14 protein-coding genes are annotated in these 16376 nt (G+C 61.6%); 7 read left to right on the forward strand and 7 right to left on the reverse strand.

What is annotated here, in order from left to right:
* Positions 1 to 93: 93 nt before the first annotated feature.
* A complete protein-coding gene (gene gyrA, locus K3178_RS06430) occupies positions 94 to 2934 on the reverse strand; it encodes a DNA gyrase subunit A (RefSeq protein ID WP_221570513.1) in 2841 nt (946 codons plus the stop codon).
* Between the two features lie 304 nt (positions 2935 to 3238).
* On the opposite strand from gyrA, the gene K3178_RS06435 reads away from it, so the two are divergent.
* Positions 3239 to 4570 (forward strand): tetratricopeptide repeat protein, encoded by a 1332-nt coding sequence (locus K3178_RS06435; RefSeq protein ID WP_221570514.1) that lies wholly within the window; start codon positions 3239 to 3241, stop codon positions 4568 to 4570.
* Positions 4571 to 4630: 60 nt separating this feature from the next.
* Here K3178_RS06435 and K3178_RS06440 read toward each other — a convergent pair whose 3' ends face one another.
* Genes K3178_RS06440 through K3178_RS06455 form a run of 4 tightly spaced genes read right to left on the reverse strand, consistent with a single transcriptional unit; the run spans position 4631 to position 7335 of the window.
* Positions 4631 to 5356, reverse strand: a complete 726-nt coding sequence (locus tag K3178_RS06440; RefSeq protein WP_221570515.1) for an NYN domain-containing protein — start codon at positions 5354 to 5356, stop codon at positions 4631 to 4633.
* A gap of 37 nt (positions 5357 to 5393) precedes the next feature.
* Complete coding sequence (locus K3178_RS06445; protein ID WP_221570516.1) at positions 5394 to 6035, reverse strand: carbonic anhydrase; 642 nt, start codon at positions 6033 to 6035, stop codon at positions 5394 to 5396.
* Positions 6035 to 6343 (reverse strand): P-II family nitrogen regulator, encoded by a 309-nt coding sequence (locus K3178_RS06450; protein ID WP_221570517.1) that lies wholly within the window; start codon positions 6341 to 6343, stop codon positions 6035 to 6037. The genes K3178_RS06445 and K3178_RS06450 overlap by 1 nt, the downstream gene beginning before the upstream one ends.
* 11 nt (positions 6344 to 6354) lie before the next feature.
* Complete coding sequence (locus K3178_RS06455; protein WP_221570518.1) at positions 6355 to 7335, reverse strand: sodium-dependent bicarbonate transport family permease; 981 nt, start codon at positions 7333 to 7335, stop codon at positions 6355 to 6357.
* 101 nt (positions 7336 to 7436) lie between these two features.
* Here K3178_RS06455 and lipA point away from each other — a divergent pair, with 101 nt between their 5' ends.
* A complete protein-coding gene (lipA, locus tag K3178_RS06460) occupies positions 7437 to 8390 on the forward strand; it encodes a lipoyl synthase (protein ID WP_247713527.1) in 954 nt (317 codons plus the stop codon).
* Positions 8390 to 8845 (forward strand): type II toxin-antitoxin system RatA family toxin, encoded by a 456-nt coding sequence (locus tag K3178_RS06465; protein WP_221570520.1) that lies wholly within the window; start codon positions 8390 to 8392, stop codon positions 8843 to 8845. The genes lipA and K3178_RS06465 overlap by 1 nt, the downstream gene beginning before the upstream one ends.
* Here K3178_RS06465 and K3178_RS06470 read toward each other — a convergent pair.
* The gene (locus K3178_RS06470; RefSeq protein WP_221570521.1) at positions 8842 to 9345 is read right to left on the reverse strand and encodes a CinA family protein; all 504 of its coding nucleotides are present in this window, start codon (positions 9343 to 9345) and stop codon (positions 8842 to 8844) included. The two genes, K3178_RS06465 and K3178_RS06470, sit on opposite strands and share 4 nt — an antisense overlap.
* Before the next feature lie 3 nt (positions 9346 to 9348).
* Positions 9349 to 10491 carry a bifunctional 2-C-methyl-D-erythritol 4-phosphate cytidylyltransferase/2-C-methyl-D-erythritol 2,4-cyclodiphosphate synthase gene (locus tag K3178_RS06475; RefSeq protein WP_221570522.1) on the reverse strand — a complete coding sequence of 381 codons (1143 nt, stop codon included), beginning with the start codon at positions 10489 to 10491 and terminating at the stop codon, positions 9349 to 9351.
* 82 nt (positions 10492 to 10573) lie between these two features.
* On the opposite strand from K3178_RS06475, the gene dusB reads away from it, so the two are divergent.
* The 4 genes from dusB (at position 10574) to K3178_RS06495 (ending at position 16374) form a co-directional block, all read left to right on the forward strand.
* Complete coding sequence (dusB, locus tag K3178_RS06480; RefSeq protein ID WP_221570523.1) at positions 10574 to 11593, forward strand: tRNA dihydrouridine synthase DusB; 1020 nt, start codon at positions 10574 to 10576, stop codon at positions 11591 to 11593.
* A complete protein-coding gene (locus K3178_RS06485) occupies positions 11590 to 12663 on the forward strand; it encodes a two-component system sensor histidine kinase NtrB (protein ID WP_221570524.1) in 1074 nt (357 codons plus the stop codon). Before dusB ends, K3178_RS06485 begins: the two co-directional genes overlap by 4 nt.
* Complete coding sequence (ntrC, locus tag K3178_RS06490; RefSeq protein WP_221570525.1) at positions 12660 to 14075, forward strand: nitrogen regulation protein NR(I); 1416 nt, start codon at positions 12660 to 12662, stop codon at positions 14073 to 14075. The genes K3178_RS06485 and ntrC overlap by 4 nt, the downstream gene beginning before the upstream one ends.
* A 61-nt stretch (positions 14076 to 14136) precedes the next feature.
* Positions 14137 to 16374 (forward strand): sensor histidine kinase, encoded by a 2238-nt coding sequence (locus K3178_RS06495; RefSeq protein WP_221570526.1) that lies wholly within the window; start codon positions 14137 to 14139, stop codon positions 16372 to 16374.
* Positions 16375 to 16376 lie beyond the last annotated feature (2 nt).

The raw sequence follows: 16376 nt of genomic DNA on the forward strand, positions 1-16376 counted from the left end.
CGGGTTGGTCGAGTACGCGAAAATGCGCATTGAAAGAAACGGGGCCGGCAGCATCATGCTACCGGCCCCGCTTAATTTCGGTTCTCCAAAGCGTTAGCCGCCCGGTTCATCCTCGATGTTCTTGTCCGAGTGCTTGGTCGTGTAAGGTTCGGTTTTCTCCAGGCCGCCGCGTGCAGCGATCTCGTCCTGGACCAGCTCCTCGGCCTGGTTTTCCGGTTCCTCTGTCTCGTCGATCAGGGCCGCACCGACGATGCGCTCGCCCTTCGCTACATGAAAGATGCGGACGCCCGACGATCCACGGCCCGAGATCGAATATCCCTCGTGGTTCTCGAAACCGCCCTCCACAAGATGACGGAAATTGATCGGAAGGCGAATGAGCTTGGCCTGGTCGGTCACCAGCATGAGCTGCGAGCCGTGCTTCACCGGGAAGCTGGCGACCACCGGACCGTTGCGGTCCGGGTTGCTGCCCGGCTCGCCAATGTTGGTAAGACCCATGCCACCACGACCGATGGTGCGATATTCATAGGCGGACGAGATCTTGCCGTAGCCATTGGCGGTCAGGGTGAGGATAAACTCCTCCGCCTCGGCCATTTCTTCGACCTTCCCGGCGTCGAGCGTCGGCTCGTTCTCGTTGTTCTTCCACTCTGCGGCGCGCAGATAATTGTCGCGCACTTCGGTATCGCGTTCGCCAGCGTCGAGAACGGCCATCGAGACGACCTTCTGACCTTCCTTTAGCTTCATGCCGCGAACGCCGATGCCGGTCCGGCTTTTGGTTTCGCGTGCATCGGTGGCGGAGAAACGGATAGCCTTGCCCGAATCCGAAGCGAGGAAGATTTCCTGCTCTTCAGTCAGCAGTTCGACGCCGATCAATCGATCTCCGCTGCCTTCTACGAAGCCCATGGCGTATTTGCCGTTACTGGGCACATTGGTGAAGGCATCCATCGAATTGCGGCGGACCATGCCCTGTTCGGTGCCGAAGACGATGTTGAGATTCGCCCATTCGGCCTCGTCTTCGGGGAGAGCAAGAACGTTGGTAACACGTTCGTCATCGCCCAGTGGCAGCAAGTTGACCATCGGACGGCCCTTGGTCTGCGGTCCGCCTTCGGGCAACTTCCACACCTTCATGCGGTAGACGCGACCGGTATTGGTGAAGAACAACACGGGGTTGTGAGTCGAAGTTACGAAGAGCTCTACGACGGCATCCTCGTCCTTCGTCGCCATGCCGCTGCGGCCCTTGCCGCCACGAGCCTGCGCCCGGAAAGCATCGAGCGGCGTGCGCTTGATGTAGCCGCCATGGGTAACGGTCACGACCATTTCCTCGCGCTCGATCAGGTCCTCGTCCTCGATCCCGTCCCATGCGGGGGCGATTTCGGAGACGCGCGGGGTGGCGTAGGCCGCCTTGATCTCTTCCAGTTCGCCGCGCATCACGCCGTAAAGCTTCACGCGGTCTGCCAGGATCGAGAGATATTCCTCGATCGAGAGCGAGAGTTCCTTGAGTTCGTCGCCGATCTCGTCGCGGCCCAGCGCGGTGAGGCGATGGAGGCGCAGGTCGAGGATGGCTTTCACCTGCCGTTCGGACAGGCGATAGGTTCCGCCGGCCTGCTCGTCACTCGGTTCGATGGCTTCGACCAATGCGATATACTGCGCGATATCGCCGATCGGCCATTCCTTTGCGAGCAGGCGTGCGCGTGCTTCTGCTGGCGTCGGCGCACTGCGGATCATGGCCACCACCTCGTCGAGGTTCGACACTGCGACCACGAGGCCGAGCAAGATGTGCGCTCGGTCGCGCGCCTTGTTCAGCTCGTACTTGGTGCGGCGAGTGATCACTTCCTCGCGGAAGGTGATGAAAGCCTGGATGAACTCGCGCAGCGTCAGGACTTCGGGGCGGCCGCCGCTGATCGCCAGCATGTTGGCCGGGAAACTCGCCTGCGCCGGAGTATAGCGCCAGATCTGGTTGAGTACGACTTCGGGGGAAGCATCGCGCTTGAGATCGACGACAACGCGCACGCCCTGGCGGCTGGATTCGTCGCGAATGTCCGAGATACCCTCGATCCGCTTGTCCTTGGCGGCTTCGGCGATTTTCTCGACCAGCCCGCTCTTGCCCACCTGAAAGGGAATCGAGGTCAGAACGATCGACTTCCTGTCGCCGCGCTTCTCTTCGATTTCGTGGCGGGCACGCTGCAGGATCGAGCCGCGACCGGTGGTGTAGGCAGCGCGCGCGCCCGACTTGCCGAGGATCAGCGGCGCGGTCGGGAAGTCCGGCCCGGGGATGATTTCGAACAGCTCTTCGCTCGTGATCGCGGGGTTGTCCATATAGGCAAAGCAACCGTCGATCACCTCGCCAAGATTGTGCGGCGGTATGTTCGTCGCCATGCCGACCGCGATGCCGCCGGCGCCGTTGACGAGGAGGTTGGGGAAGCGGGCAGGGAGGACGGTCGGTTCGCGCCGCGATCCGTCGTAGTTGTCGGCGAAATCGACCGTGTCCTTGTCGAGATCGTCGAGCAGCGAATTGGCTACGCGCGCAAGACGAGCCTCGGTGTAACGCATCGAGGCGGGCGGATCGGGGTCCATCGAGCCGAAGTTGCCCTGACCGTCGATCAGCGGCACGCGCAGCGACCAGTTCTGGGTCATGCGGGCAAGCGCATCATAGATCGCGGCGTCGCCGTGCGGGTGGTAGTTACCCATCACGTCGCCGACGATCTTGGCGCTCTTGCGGAACGGACGCCCGGCAACGAAGCCACCTTCGTTGCTGGCAAAAAGGATACGGCGATGGACCGGCTTCAAACCGTCGCGCACATCGGGCAGCGCACGGCTCACGATCACGCTCATCGCGTAATCGAGATAGCTCGTTTTCATCTCCTCGACGATGTCGATGCGGGTGTATTCGTCGCCGCCCGGTGCGGGGGAATCGATCAGGTCGATGTCGTCAGCCAAAACTCAAATTTTCCATGTGCTGTTCAGAACAGATTTTCAGACCGAAAACCCTAGGCGAAATGCCCCGAAAGCGCCACCGAAAGGGGGAACCAAAGCCCCGTTTCATGCGCTTTTTCCACATATGGATACGCCTTGCGCGTCTGGTAACCATGAACGGCGGGACAGGTCCGCATTCAAACACCATTCAGCGCGTTTAGCGTACACAATTTGCAATGAGAGCGAAGAAGCGGCAATGGCCGCATCCATGGAATTGAACCAGAGCCCATACCGCTCTCGCCCCCTATCCACTCTTGGGAGTTTTCGAATGATTTTCACCCGTCTCAACAAATCCTCGCGTCCCTCGTCGGCGGTCGCGATGGCCCTCGTTCTTGCCGCCACCGGCGCGCTTGGCCTCACAGCGCTTGAAGCGCCTGCTTCGGCTGCGAAAAAGAAGAAGGACGAGGAGCCCAAGCCTGAGTACACGAAAGCACTCGTCGAGGTTTACACCAAGGCAAACGATGCGATGAACGCCGAAGGTGCTGACCTCCAGGCGGTCAAGGCGATGGTTCCGGCTGTTGTTGCCGAAGTCAAAACGAATGACGACAAGCAGATCGCTGGCCAGCTCATCTACAATCTCGGCGTCAAGCTCGGGGACGAAGCTCTCCAGCTTCAGGGTCTCGAATTCCTCGCTGACAGCGGCAGGCTCGATGCCAAGGGCACCGGCCAGGTCAATGTCGCGCTTTACCAGATGCATCGTCAGGCCGGCAATTACACGAAGGCGCGCACTGCGATCGAGCGTGCGATTGCTGCCAATTACCAGTTCGATGCGACCATGGGCGACGGTTCCACCAAGACCCTTGGTGCCGATGACATGCACCAGATGATCGCGGACCTGTATTTCGACCAGGAGCAGTATGCCGAAGGCGTCGCTTATCTTCGCCAGATCATCGAAGCGCGTAAGGCCGAAGGTGGTGTCGTGCCGGAAGCCTGGCTCCGCGCAGGTGTATCGAACGCATATAACAACAACGTTCCTTCCGAGGTCGGCAGGTTCGTCGGTTGGTTGGCGCAGGATTACCCGTCCAACCCCGTTTGGGGCGATGCGGTCATCGTGACACTTAACGCGAACCAGTACCAGAATGCTGAGGTCCTCGACCTCTTGCGTCTGTCGCGCCGTCTTGGCCACTACAACGACCCCCGCGTGCTGAACGAATACGTCGAAATTCTCGATCCGCGTCGCTATCCGGGTGAAGTAGTTGCCGTGATCGACCAGGGCTATGGCCTCGGCGTCATCGACAAGACCGATCCCTACCTTACCGAAACGCGCAAGGAAGCGGCCAGCCGCCTTGCCGCCGACAAGGCGGATCTCGCAAGCCTCGCTGCTGATGCGCGCAAGCCGGGTGCAACGCTCAAGACGCTGGTTGTCGCCGGGGACACCTTCCTCAGCTACGACCAGCCGGCCGACGCCGAGGAATTCTACACCAAGGCTCTGGGCATGAGCGGTGTCGAGACCCCGTTGGTCCTCACCCGCCTCGGAATCGCCCAGTACGACCAGGGCAAATACGCCGAAGCTGAACAGACCTTCCGCAAGGTCGAAGGTGCCCGCCGCGACATCGCCAATCTCTGGGCGATCTACACGGCACAGAAAGCTGCCATGTAAGTCAGGCAACTAGGCGAATGAAGCGGCGCGGGTCCTTCCGGATCCGCGCCGTTTTTCTGTTCAGCGCAGGCGCTTTACCCAGAGGGTATTGTCCCGCCGTTCGACCTTGAACTGGTCCATCGACTGGAACAGGTCGGACAGGCGCTTGAAGCCATAATTGCGTACGTCGAAGCTTGACCGGTTACCTGCGAGGCTTCCGACTTCGCCCATTTGCGCATAGCCGTCTTCATCTCGATTTGCCGCCTTCCACGCCGAGCCAAGCAATTCCACAAGGTCTTCGTCGATCGAAGACTTGGTCTTCCCGTTGGAAGCTTTGACCGGAGCCGGCTCGTCAGACGCGCCTGCTATCAGCGCGTCGATATCGATGAAACGGGTGCAGGCGCTCTTGAAGGCTTCCGGCGTCTTGCTCTTGCTGCCGAAGCCGTAAACGATCAGCCCGTCCTGACGCAATCGTGTGGCGAGCGGGGTGAAATCGCTGTCCGAGCTCATGATTCCGAACCCGTCTACCTTGCCCTGGTAGAGGAGGTCGAGAGCGTCGATCGTCATCGCCATATCGGTAGCGTTCTTGCCTGCGGTGAGGTCGAATTGCTGCTGCGGGCGGATACCGTACTTGTGGGTGATCTTGTCCCACTTGGCGAGGTTGTTCTTGGCAAAATTGCCATAGGCCCGCTTGATGTTTACCTGGCCCAGTTCGGCCATGACGGTGAGGACCGGATCGATACCCTTGGGCGTGGTGTTGTCCGCGTCGATCAGCAGGGCGATGTTCTTGAGGTCTTTTTCTGGCATGCGCAGTCACATGGAGGGCGACGTGCAGCAGCGCAAGCTACTTGGCTGGCTGGAACTGCCCTGTTTCCTCGTCGAGCACATAGAGGACGCCCTCGGCGATCGAGAAAAACCCGCCGCGAAGTTTTAGCGACCCTTCGAGTTCGCGCTGGCGTACATTCGGAAAGCTGCGCAGGTTTTCGAGGCTGACCCCGACTGCCGCCATCTCCATCGCGCGCTCTGCCGCCTCACCTTCGCAACCATGAGCCTCGACAACCGTGTCACGCGCATCGTCCAGCAGTTTCACCCAATTGGCAATGAAGCCTCCTTCGCCCGGTGCGGTGCCGTGCAGATCGCGCGTGAGGGCCGCCTTGCAACCGCCACACATGCCGTGACCCATGACGACAATCTGGCGCACCTCGAGAAAATTCACCGCAAATTCGACCGCTGCTGAAACACCATGCTGGCCGGGTGTAGTCTCGAAGGGCGGGACCAGCGCTGCAACATTGCGGACAACGAATATCTCGCCCGGATCAACGTCGAAAATTTGCGCGGGATCGACCCTGCTGTCGGAGCAGCCGATGATCATCAGCTTGGGATGCTGCCCTTCGGCGACCAGCTCGTCATAGCGCTCCTTCTGTTCGGGATAGCCGTCGGCGCGAAAGCGATGATACCCGCGCAGGAGCTCGGTAAATTCGGGCATCAGAAACGCTCCCCGCGAATAACCTCGATGTCCCACATGGTAAGCAGCAAGCCATGACTGGAGAGAATGGGCGCCAGGTCTTCGGCCAGCGCCATTGCCTTTTCCTGGGGAGCGATCGTGAGCACGAACACCTTGTCCGTTCCCATGACACGCTCTTCGCGCCAATGGCCTTCGCGCCCCTTGCCAGATTGCACCGGGGTAACGGTCCATCCGGTAATGCCAGCCCGATCTATGGCGCTGGTCACGCGCCTTACCAGCGCGGTGTCGGCGAGGATTTCGATCCGCTTCCGGATTACGGTTTCGATCATTTCATTTCTCCTCAGCCGCTGGCCAGATTGTTGGCGAGCGCGCCGATCAGCCCGATATTGATCAGGATATTGAAGGGGAATGTTACGCTGAGCGACATCGTCAGGTAAATTCCTGGATCGGCCTGGGGGAGGGCGAGGCGCATGGCTGCCGGAACCGCAATATAGCTGGCACTTGCGCAAAGGACGCCCAGTGCCGCAGTCGAACCGATATCGAGCCCTATGCCCGTTCCGAGCAATGTCCCGAGCGCCCCGTTGAGGAGGGGAAGGGCTATCGCAATCACGGCGAGTCGCAGGGTCATGGCCCGGGCATCCATCAACCGTCGTGCAGCGATGAGGCCCATGTCGAGCAGGAACAGGCAGAGCACACCCTTGAAGCCTGCTTCGAAAAATGGCGCTACATCCGCAAAACCGCTGGCTCCGCCGATCACCCCGATAGCAAATGCTCCCAGCAAAAGGACGACGGAGGCGTTGAAGAACACTTCGTGGAGCAGTTCCCCGGCGGGTCTTTTCGCAGCGCCTTCATCCTTCGCGATCGCGCGCCGGGCGAGCAGCAGACCGGTGAGAATGGCCGGGGTTTCCATCGCCGCCATGACTGCGACCATGAACCCGCCGGGAGGGGTCCCGCGAATTTCGTAGATTTCCACCGCGGTCACGAAGGTAACGACACTGACGGATCCATAATGCGCTGCAACCGCCCCTGCATTGAGCTGGTCGAGCTTGCCGAAGCCGCGCAGCACAGCGAAGGCGATCAGCGGCATCAGGAAGCTGGCGCCTATACCTGCCAATAGGGCGAGGGCTACAGTCGTATCGACGCCCGATTTGGATACGGCAACGCCGCCTTTCAGGCCGATGGCGGCCATCAGATAGAGCGACATGCCTTTTGCCAGCGCTTCCGGAACAGCAAGCTCCGATCGCGCAAAGGCGGCCAGCATGCCGAGGACGAAGAAGAGGATCACCGGGGAGGTGAACGTCTGTAAGGTGGCAGCATCCATGTGGTGCGCGATAGCTCGCAGCTACGACACTGCCAAGTGGGCAACCGAATAGCTATCCACGCCTTGCCCCGTTCGCCTCACGCGCCTAGATGGGCGGCGCAATGAACGACCTGTCCTCTCCTCCCGTAACCGGCGGCGAACCGCCGAAGAAGCAGCGCAAGCCCGACTGGATCCGCGTCAAGGCGCCGGTCAGCAAGGGCTATCACGAAACGCGCAAGCTGATGCGCGATCTCTCGCTCAACACGGTGTGCGAAGAGGCTGCCTGCCCCAATATCGGCGAATGCTGGGACAAGAAGCACGCCACGGTGATGATCCTGGGCGATGTCTGCACCCGTGCCTGCGCCTTTTGCAACGTGAAGACCGGCATGCCGCGGATGGTCGATCCGATGGAACCGGAAAATGTCGCCATTGCGGCTGGCCAGATGGGATTGAACCACATCGTTATCACCAGCGTCGACCGTGACGATCTTCCGGATGGCGGTGCAGACCAGTTCGTGAAGGTGATCAAGGCGCTGCGCCGCGAGACGCCAGACACGACGATCGAGATCCTCACCCCCGATTTCCGCGGCAAGATGCGGGCGGCAGTCGAGAAGATCTGCGAGGCAGGTCCGGACGTCTATAACCATAATCTCGAGACGGTGCCGCGTCTCTATCCCACCATTCGCCCGGGCGCGCGCTACTATGCCTCGCTGCGCCTGCTCGAAGAGGTGAAGGCTCATGACCCGCTGATCTTCACCAAGTCGGGCATTATGCTCGGTCTCGGCGAGCAGCGCCTGGAAGTGCACCAGGTGATGGATGACATGCGCAGCGCCGATGTCGATTTCATCACCATGGGCCAATATCTCCAGCCCACGCCGAAACACGCCAAGGTGGAAGATTTCGTCACGCCCAAGGCGTTCGCTGCCTATGGCTCTATCGCACGTGCCAAGGGGTTCCTGCAGGTTGCCTCCAGCCCGCTGACGCGGTCGAGTTATCATGCTGGCGACGACTTCGCGGTCATGAAGGCGGCGCGCGAGGAACGCCTTGCGAAGGAGCAGGCGAGGCAGAAAGCCTAATGCCCGGAATTCGCGAAACGCGGCGGCTTCCCTATAGCTGCGAACAGATGTTCGACCTCGTCGCCGATGTGGCGAACTATCCCAAGTTCTTGCCCTGGGTTGTCGCCACGCGCGTGCGCAGCGACAGCGAAACCGAGATGACCGCCGACATGCTGGTCGGCTTCAAGGCCATTCGCGAGAAATTCACCTCGCGCGTGGTCAAAAGCAGGCCCGATCACATCGAGGTCTTCTATGTCGACGGACCTTTGAAGGACCTCGACAACAACTGGCACTTCACATGCCTTCCCGATGGTGGCTGCGAGATCGATTTTTGCGTCGAGTTCAGCTTCCGCAATGCCGTTTTCGAGGCGCTGGCGGGCCAGTATTTCGACCGCGCCTTCCGCAAGATGGTCGAGGCTTTCGAGAAACGCGCGGACGAACTTTACGGCCGTGAGAACGCCGCCGCCAATCTCTAGGGCTTTAGCATTTCCAGCGCGCAAACCGTTGCCTGACGCCGGATATCCGCGCGCGAGGTCGGCTCGAATTTCTTGAGTTCGCCTTCCGGCTCGCCTTCCTCACCCTTGACCACACGGGCGAAAACCACCGTCCCGACGGGCTTGAGCGAGGTCCCGCCGGTTGGGCCCGCGACGCCGCTGATCGCCACGGCAACATCCGCGCCGCTCTTTGCCAGCGCGCCCTTGGCCATTGCCCAGGCACAAGCGATCGAAACGGCACCGAAGGTCTCGATAATGTCGAGCGGGACTGAGAGTTCCTCCATCTTCGCTTCGTTCGAATAGGTGACGTAGCCCCGTTCGAACACGGCGGAAGATCCCGGAATTTCGGTCAAGGCGGCCGACACCAGTCCGCCTGTGCAACTCTCGGCTACCGCCACCTTGCGACCTTCGGCCATATTGGCCTCGATGACCTGCCGCGCGAGCAGTTCGATATCGTCGGGAAGAAGCGTTTCGAGCGTCATGGGTCAGTTCCGTATTACGGTTGCGACGGCCTGGGCGGCGATACCTTCGCCGCGCCCGGTGAAGCCGAGCCTTTCGGTGGTGGTCGCCTTGACCGATATCGCTCCGGTGTCAACGCCGAGAAGGTCGGCAATCCGCTCCCGCATGGCCTCGCGATGGGGGCCGATCTTGGGAGCTTCACAAATTATCGTGAGGTCGACATTGCCGGTTCGATAGCCGGCCTCACCGACCAGTTTTGCGGCGTGGACAAGGAAACGGTCGCTACTCGCGCCCTTCCATTGCGGGTCGGAAGGAGGGAAATGGTCGCCGATATCCCCGTTCCCGATCGCGCCGAGGAGTGCATCGACGATCGCATGGAGAGCGACATCGGCATCGCTGTGCCCGGCAAGGCCCTTGTCATGCTCGATCCGGATACCGCCGAGCCAGAGTTCCTCGCCGCTTGCGAGTTTGTGGACGTCGAAACCGGTGCCGATGCGCACAGGGGTAAGGTCGGACACGAAATCCTCCGCGAATGTGAGTTTCTTCAGGCGTTCGTCGCCATCGACCACTGCCACGATGCCGCCTGCGGCGCGCAGGACCTGCGCATCGTCGCCGGCCTCGGGCGTACCCGGCCAATCTGCATGGGCCGAACGGATATCGGCAAAGCGGAAGGCCTGCGGGGTTTGCACGCGGCGCAGCTTCTCGCGTTCGCCGCTTCCGGTCATGACACCTTCCTCTTCGATGGCGAGGCTATCCACGACAGGGAGGGTGGGGATGGCACCCGGGTGGTGTTCAAGCGCCTCCAGCAGGCGCGCGATGACCTCGTGTGGCAAATCCGGCCGGGCGGCGTCGTGTATAAGTACGCGCTCGGCATCACCGATCGCGTCAAGGCCATTTGCAACCGATTGCTGGCGAGTTTCGCCGCCGACGACACTGGTCCAGCCTGCGAGGCCATGAAGAGCATCGGCGGTGGCCTCTTCGCCCTTGGGCGGGATCACAACGATCACCGGAGCCGCGCCCGCTGCCAGGAGCGCTTCGACAGAGTGTCGAAGCACCGGCTTTCCACGCCAGATTGCGAACTGCTTGGGTAACGGCTGGCCCGCACGCAGCCCTTTGCCCGCGCCAACGACAATGGCCGCGAAGGAGGGGAGGGGGCTTTCGTCCTGCATAGCTATGTGCGCCGCTAGCGGCTTGCCGTTTTCGCTGCAACGCACTATGTGCCTGCCCAATATTTAGGCACACCACCAGATCATGAGCGCGCAAACTCTTCCTCCGGCCCCGCCGAAGCCGATCCATATCGGCAATGTGTCCATCGATACGCCTGTTATCCTGGCGCCGATGACGGGCGTCACGGACCTGCCGTTCCGCAAGCTCGTCCGCAAATACGGCTCGGGCCTCAACGTCACCGAGATGATCGCCAGCGAGGCGGCTATCCGCGAAACCCGCCAGTCGGTGCAGAAAGCCGCCTGGGACCCGATCGAGGAGCCGGTCTCGATGCAGCTCGTCGGTTGCGATCCGGCAAGCATGGCCGAGGCCGCCAAGCTCCAGCAGGGCAATGGCGCCGACATCATCGACATCAATTTCGGATGCCCCGTGCGCAAGGTCGTCGGCCAGCTGGCAGGCTCTGCGCTGATGAGGGAAGTCGGCCTCGCCACAAAGCTTATGGAAGCGACGGTCAAGGCGGTCGATGTGCCGGTAACGGTCAAGATGCGCATGGGCTGGGACCACGGCGACCTCAACGCGCCCGAACTCGCGCGGATTGCCGAGGATCTGGGTGTGAAGATGGTCACCGTCCACGGCCGCACGCGCAACCAGATGTACAAGGGCAGCGCCGACTGGGCCTTCGTCCGCAAGGTCAAGGATGCCGTCTCCATTCCGGTGATCGTCAACGGCGACATCTGCACGATCGACGATGCGGCCAAGGCGCTCGACCAATCGGGCGCAGACGGGCTGATGATCGGGCGCGGGGCCTATGGCAAACCGTGGCTGCTCGCGCAGGTGATGCACTGGTGGCGCACCGGCGAGAAGCTCGAAAGCCCGAGCTTTGAGGAACAGTACGAAGTTGTCGTGGAGCATTACCGCGACATGCTCGAGCTTTATGGCGAGCAGGTTGGCGTCAAGATCGCACGCAAGCATCTGGGATGGTACACCAAGGGAATGCATGGTTCGGCCGAGTTCCGCAATCGCGTGAACTTCATGGACAATGTTACTGAAGTCCTTGATGAATTGGAGCGCTTTTACGAGCCATTCCTGCACCGGCGCGCGGCATGAGCCCTGGTCCGGGCGCGCCAGACGCCGCAGCGCAGATTTCCGGACTGATCTTTGCCGTCTTGCTGCTCGACGATCACGACCGCATCGTGGAAGCCAATCCTGCAGCCGAGGAGCTCCTTGGGCGAAGCGCGCATAGACTGCTCCGCGCGCCACTCGGCGACATCATCGACATCGACAATGACCGCCTGAAGCAAAGCCTGAGGCAGAACGAGGCACAGGTCATTGCGCGGGGCATATCGATCGATGCCGGCAACGGTGCGCGGCGGGTGAATATCACCAGTTCCCCGATGCACACCCATCCCGGATGGCGCGTCGTCACGCTGTCTGAAGTAGGGCAGGAGGGTAATGACGGAGACGACGAAGAGCGCGTCGAACTGCGCGCTCCGGCTGTCCTCGCGCATGAAATCAAGAACCCGCTCTCTGCCATTCGCGGGGCCAGCCAGCTTCTCGCGCGGCGCGCATCCGAACGCGACCGCCCGCTGGCGACCATGATCGAAGGCGAAGTCGACCGCATCGCCCAGCTGATCGACCGCATGCAGCAGCTTGGCAGCCGCAGTTCGGTGAGGACCGGTCCATGCAATCTTCACGAAGCCATCCGGAATGCCATGGCGACCGTGAGGGCAGGGCGTGAAGATGGTTGCGAATTGGTGGAGGAGTTCGATCCCTCCCTTCCGGCGGTGGAAGCCGACCAGGGCGCGCTGGAACAGGTCCTGATCAACCTCCTCGCCAATGCCTGCGATGCCTGTAACGACCAAGATGATGCGCAGGTCACCGTCCGTACTCGCTTCGTTAGCGGGCTCGTTTTCTCTGCAATCCGGCTCGGCAAGGCGACCCGGCTGCCGATCGAAATCACGGTGACCGATCCGGGTCCGGGATTGCCCCCGGAACTGCGCGACCATGCATTCGAACCATTCGTATCGGGCAAGAAGAACGGCCAGGGCCTCGGCCTCGCACTCGTTCGCAAGCTCCTGCGCGATATGGGCGGCCGCATCGCCTACGAACGCGACGAGCGTGCCGGCCTTACTCATTTCCGCATCAACCTGCCCGTCGCCGACAGGAAAGAAACATGAGTCATAAGGTCCTGCTGGTCGAGGACGACCGCGCCATCGCCACAGTCATCACCGAGGCCCTCCGCGACGAAGGGTTCGATATCACGGCTTGCACGAGCATCGCCAAGCGCGATGAATTGCTGGGCGCGGGTAGCTACGCGGTCATGCTGACCGACATTATGCTCGAGGATGGCGATGGCCTCGATGGCATAGCGAGCGTCCGCGAGGCAGCCCCGGATATGCCGGTCATCGTGCTGTCGGCCCAGAACACTCTCGATACCGCCGTTCGTGCGAGCGACAGCGACGCGTTCGAATACTTTCCCAAGCCCTTCGACCTCGATGAATTGACGCGGGCGGTGCGGCAAGCGGTGGCGCGTTCTCCGCAAACGGGAACGACCAGCGCAGCGGAGGATGGCAGCGAGCTCCCCCTCATCGGCCGTAGCCGGGCGATGCAGGATGTCTATCGGATGATCACGCGCGTACTGCGTAACGATCTGACCGTCCTGGTGACGGGCGAAAGCGGGACCGGCAAGGAATTGGTCGCCGAGGCCATTCACCAGCTCGGCTCACGCCGCACCGGGCCCTTCGTGGCGGTAAATATGGCCGCAATTCCGCACGAATTGCTGGAAAGCGAATTGTTCGGTCACGAGAAAGGCGCCTTCACCGGCGCACATTCGCAGGCCATCGGGAAATTCGAGCAGGCCAATGGCGGAACGCTGTTCCTGGACGAGATTGGCGACATGCCTGCCGAAGCGCAGACGCGCCTCCTTCGCGCGCTCCAATCGGGCCGGATCCGCCGCGTGGGCGGCCGGCAGGAAATTGCGGTGAACGTGCGTATCGTGGCCGCTACCAACCGCGACCTCTCTCCGATGATTGCAGACGGCCGGTTCCGCGAGGATCTGTATTACCGCCTCAACGTCGTGCCGATCCATCTCCCACCCTTGCGCGAGCGGCGCGAGGACATTGGCGCCCTTACGCGCCATTTCCTCGCTCAGGCGAAGGATGAGGGGCTGCCGCAACACACCGCAAGCGAGGATGCAATCGCAGCGCTTTCCGCCCACGACTGGCGCGGTAACGTCCGCGAATTGCGCAATGTCGTCTTCCGCCTCGCCCTGATGTCGCGCGACGAGGTGATCGATGCAGGGCTGGTAGAGGAGTTGCTGCCACGCAGACCGCAGAGCGATGAGGCGGCATCCAGCAACCCAATCGAGACCGCTCTCGATGCCTGGCTTGCCGTCGCGAGACCGGCTCCCGGATCATTGTATCACGAGGCGCTGGAAGTTTTCGAAAAGCCCCTGATCGAACATGCCTTGCGCGAAACGGAAGGTAACCAGCTGCGCGCCGCGCGCCTTCTGGGCATAAATCGCAACACCTTGCGGAAGAAGCTGGGCGAGCTCGATATCCGGCCGGAGGCCTTCGCCCAGCGTCGTTGACGCGCATTTCGTCGTTTTTATACTTGCAAATTTGCAACAGTAGCGATGTAAGTGCGCCACGATGGCGACGCAGGCCGCATCCCAGACCCGACGGACCCCGCGCTGGTGGCGCAAGTTCATTGTGATGTCGCGCCGCGCGAATTTCTTCACGCTGATAGAAATGGCCGCGATTGTCGCCTTCCTCGTGATGGTCGGAATGACTTGGGCTGCCTTTACCCGCGCACCGGCAGACGGGCAGCTCCTGCCGAGCGGGCAGGTTGCTGTCTTGCTTATCGGCACCCTGATCCCGGCCATGACGCTTTTGGTCCTTGCGGGCAGGCGTCTGGCTTTACGCAGGGCAGCTGGCAGCACCGCGAGGCTTCATGTGCGCCTCGTGTTCTTCTTTTCGATGGTTGCGGCTGTGCCGACCCTTCTCGTGGCCGCATTTGCCGCGGTCCTGTTCCAGTCCGGAGTCGATTTCTGGTTCTCCGACAACTCGCGCGGGCTGATGGAGAATGCAAACAAGCTTGCCGAGAACTATTACGAAGACAACCAACTCGACCTCGGCGAGGAAACGATCTCCATGGCGATGGACATGCGCGCCAACCTCCAGCGCATTGCAGTCACCGACCCAGATTTCATGCTGGTCTACCAGTATCAGGCGCAGCCGCGTGACGTCGTCGAGAGTGCGATCCTCCAGGCCATGCCCGACGGCACGGCGCGTACCGCAGTACTCTACAACATCAGCGAGGACGCCGACCCTGTCGCATTTACCGAAGCGAGCCTCGGCAACCTGCGCCGCGGCGAGGCGGTGGCCGTGCGCGGAAGTTCGGAACGCATCGAAGCCGTTGCACCGATCGACCGGCAGGCCGGCATCTACCTCTATACGTCGCGCAACGCAGAGGCCTCCGGTTTCCGGAGCTGGGAAAGCGCGCGCTCGGTGTCCACCGCCTATGCAGAGCTGACCCGAAGGGCAAGGGCGCTCCAACTGCGCTTCAACGTCGCGTTGTTCTTTGTGAGCCTGGCGTTGGTGGGCATCGCAGTCTGGTTTGCCTTGCGTTTTGCCGATCGGCAGGTCGAACCGCTGACCGAACTTGTTGCCGCGGCGCGCAATGTTGGCGCCGGTAATTTCGGGATGCGCGTTGCCGGCCGAACGGGTGCCGACGAAATCGGCATGCTCAACCGAGCCTTCAACCGCATGACCGCGCAGTTGGAGAAGCAGACCGACGCCCTCGTATCTGCCAACGAGGAGTTGGAGGACCGGCGCAGCTTCATCGAAGCGGTGCTGGAATCGGTCAGTGCCGGCGTCATTACGATCGATGGCGAACGGCGCGTGCTTCTGATGAATGCTCCGGCGCAGAACACGCTGCTCGAGGGAGGGCAGGGGGGCAAGGCTCCCGCGACACTCGACGAGATGGCCCCGCAGATTGCCGCCATGGTCGTCGCCGGCCTAGAGCGAGGAGTTGTCAGCCACTCGCGGCAGGGCGAAATGATGACACTCGCCGTAAAGCTCGTCCGCGAGGGCGAGGGGCATGTGATCACTTTCGAGGACATCACGCGCCAGCTTCTCGACCAGCGCCAAGCAGCCTGGTCGGACGTCGCACGCCGAATTGCTCATGAAATCAAGAATCCGCTGACCCCGATCCAGCTTGCAACCGAGCGACTCAAGCGTCGCTATCGCAAGCAGATCGAGGAGGACGGCGAATTGTTCGACGAGTTGACCAGCACTATCGTGCGCCAGGTCGGCGAGCTGCGCACGATGGTCGACGAGTTTTCGAGTTTCGCCCGTCTGCCCAAACCCGTGTTTCGCCCCGAAGATGCGCTCGACCTCGTGCGCCAGTCTCTCTTCTTGCAGGAAGTCGCCAACCCGGACATCAATTACGGTTTGTCGACCGACATCGAGGGTCCGCTCAAGATCCAGGCCGATCGCCACCAATTGGGGCAGGCGGTCACCAATATCCTCAAGAACGGCGCCGAAGCCATCGAGGCCCGCGCGGTCCATGCCGAACCCGATTACCGCGGTAAGATCGGTGTAGAAATCAGCGAAGATGAACATTCGATCACCATCGCGGTGACCGACAACGGGATCGGCCTGCCGCAGGACCGTGAACGTATCCTCGAACCCTATGTGACGACCCGCGCCAAGGGGACCGGCCTCGGCCTCGCGATCGTCAACAAGATCGTCGAGGAACATGGCGGGGAACTGTCGTTCTCTGCCGCCAAGGGAGGCGGAACGCGTGTCACATTGCGTTTCGCCCGCGATCCGAACGTCGTGCGCGGCGACGCGGACCTGAATAGCGAAGAAAGAGTTGGAAGCTGACA

The sequence above is a fragment of the Qipengyuania sphaerica genome, from assembly GCF_019711595.1.
GTDB classification, from domain to species: domain Bacteria; phylum Pseudomonadota; class Alphaproteobacteria; order Sphingomonadales; family Sphingomonadaceae; genus Qipengyuania; species Qipengyuania sphaerica.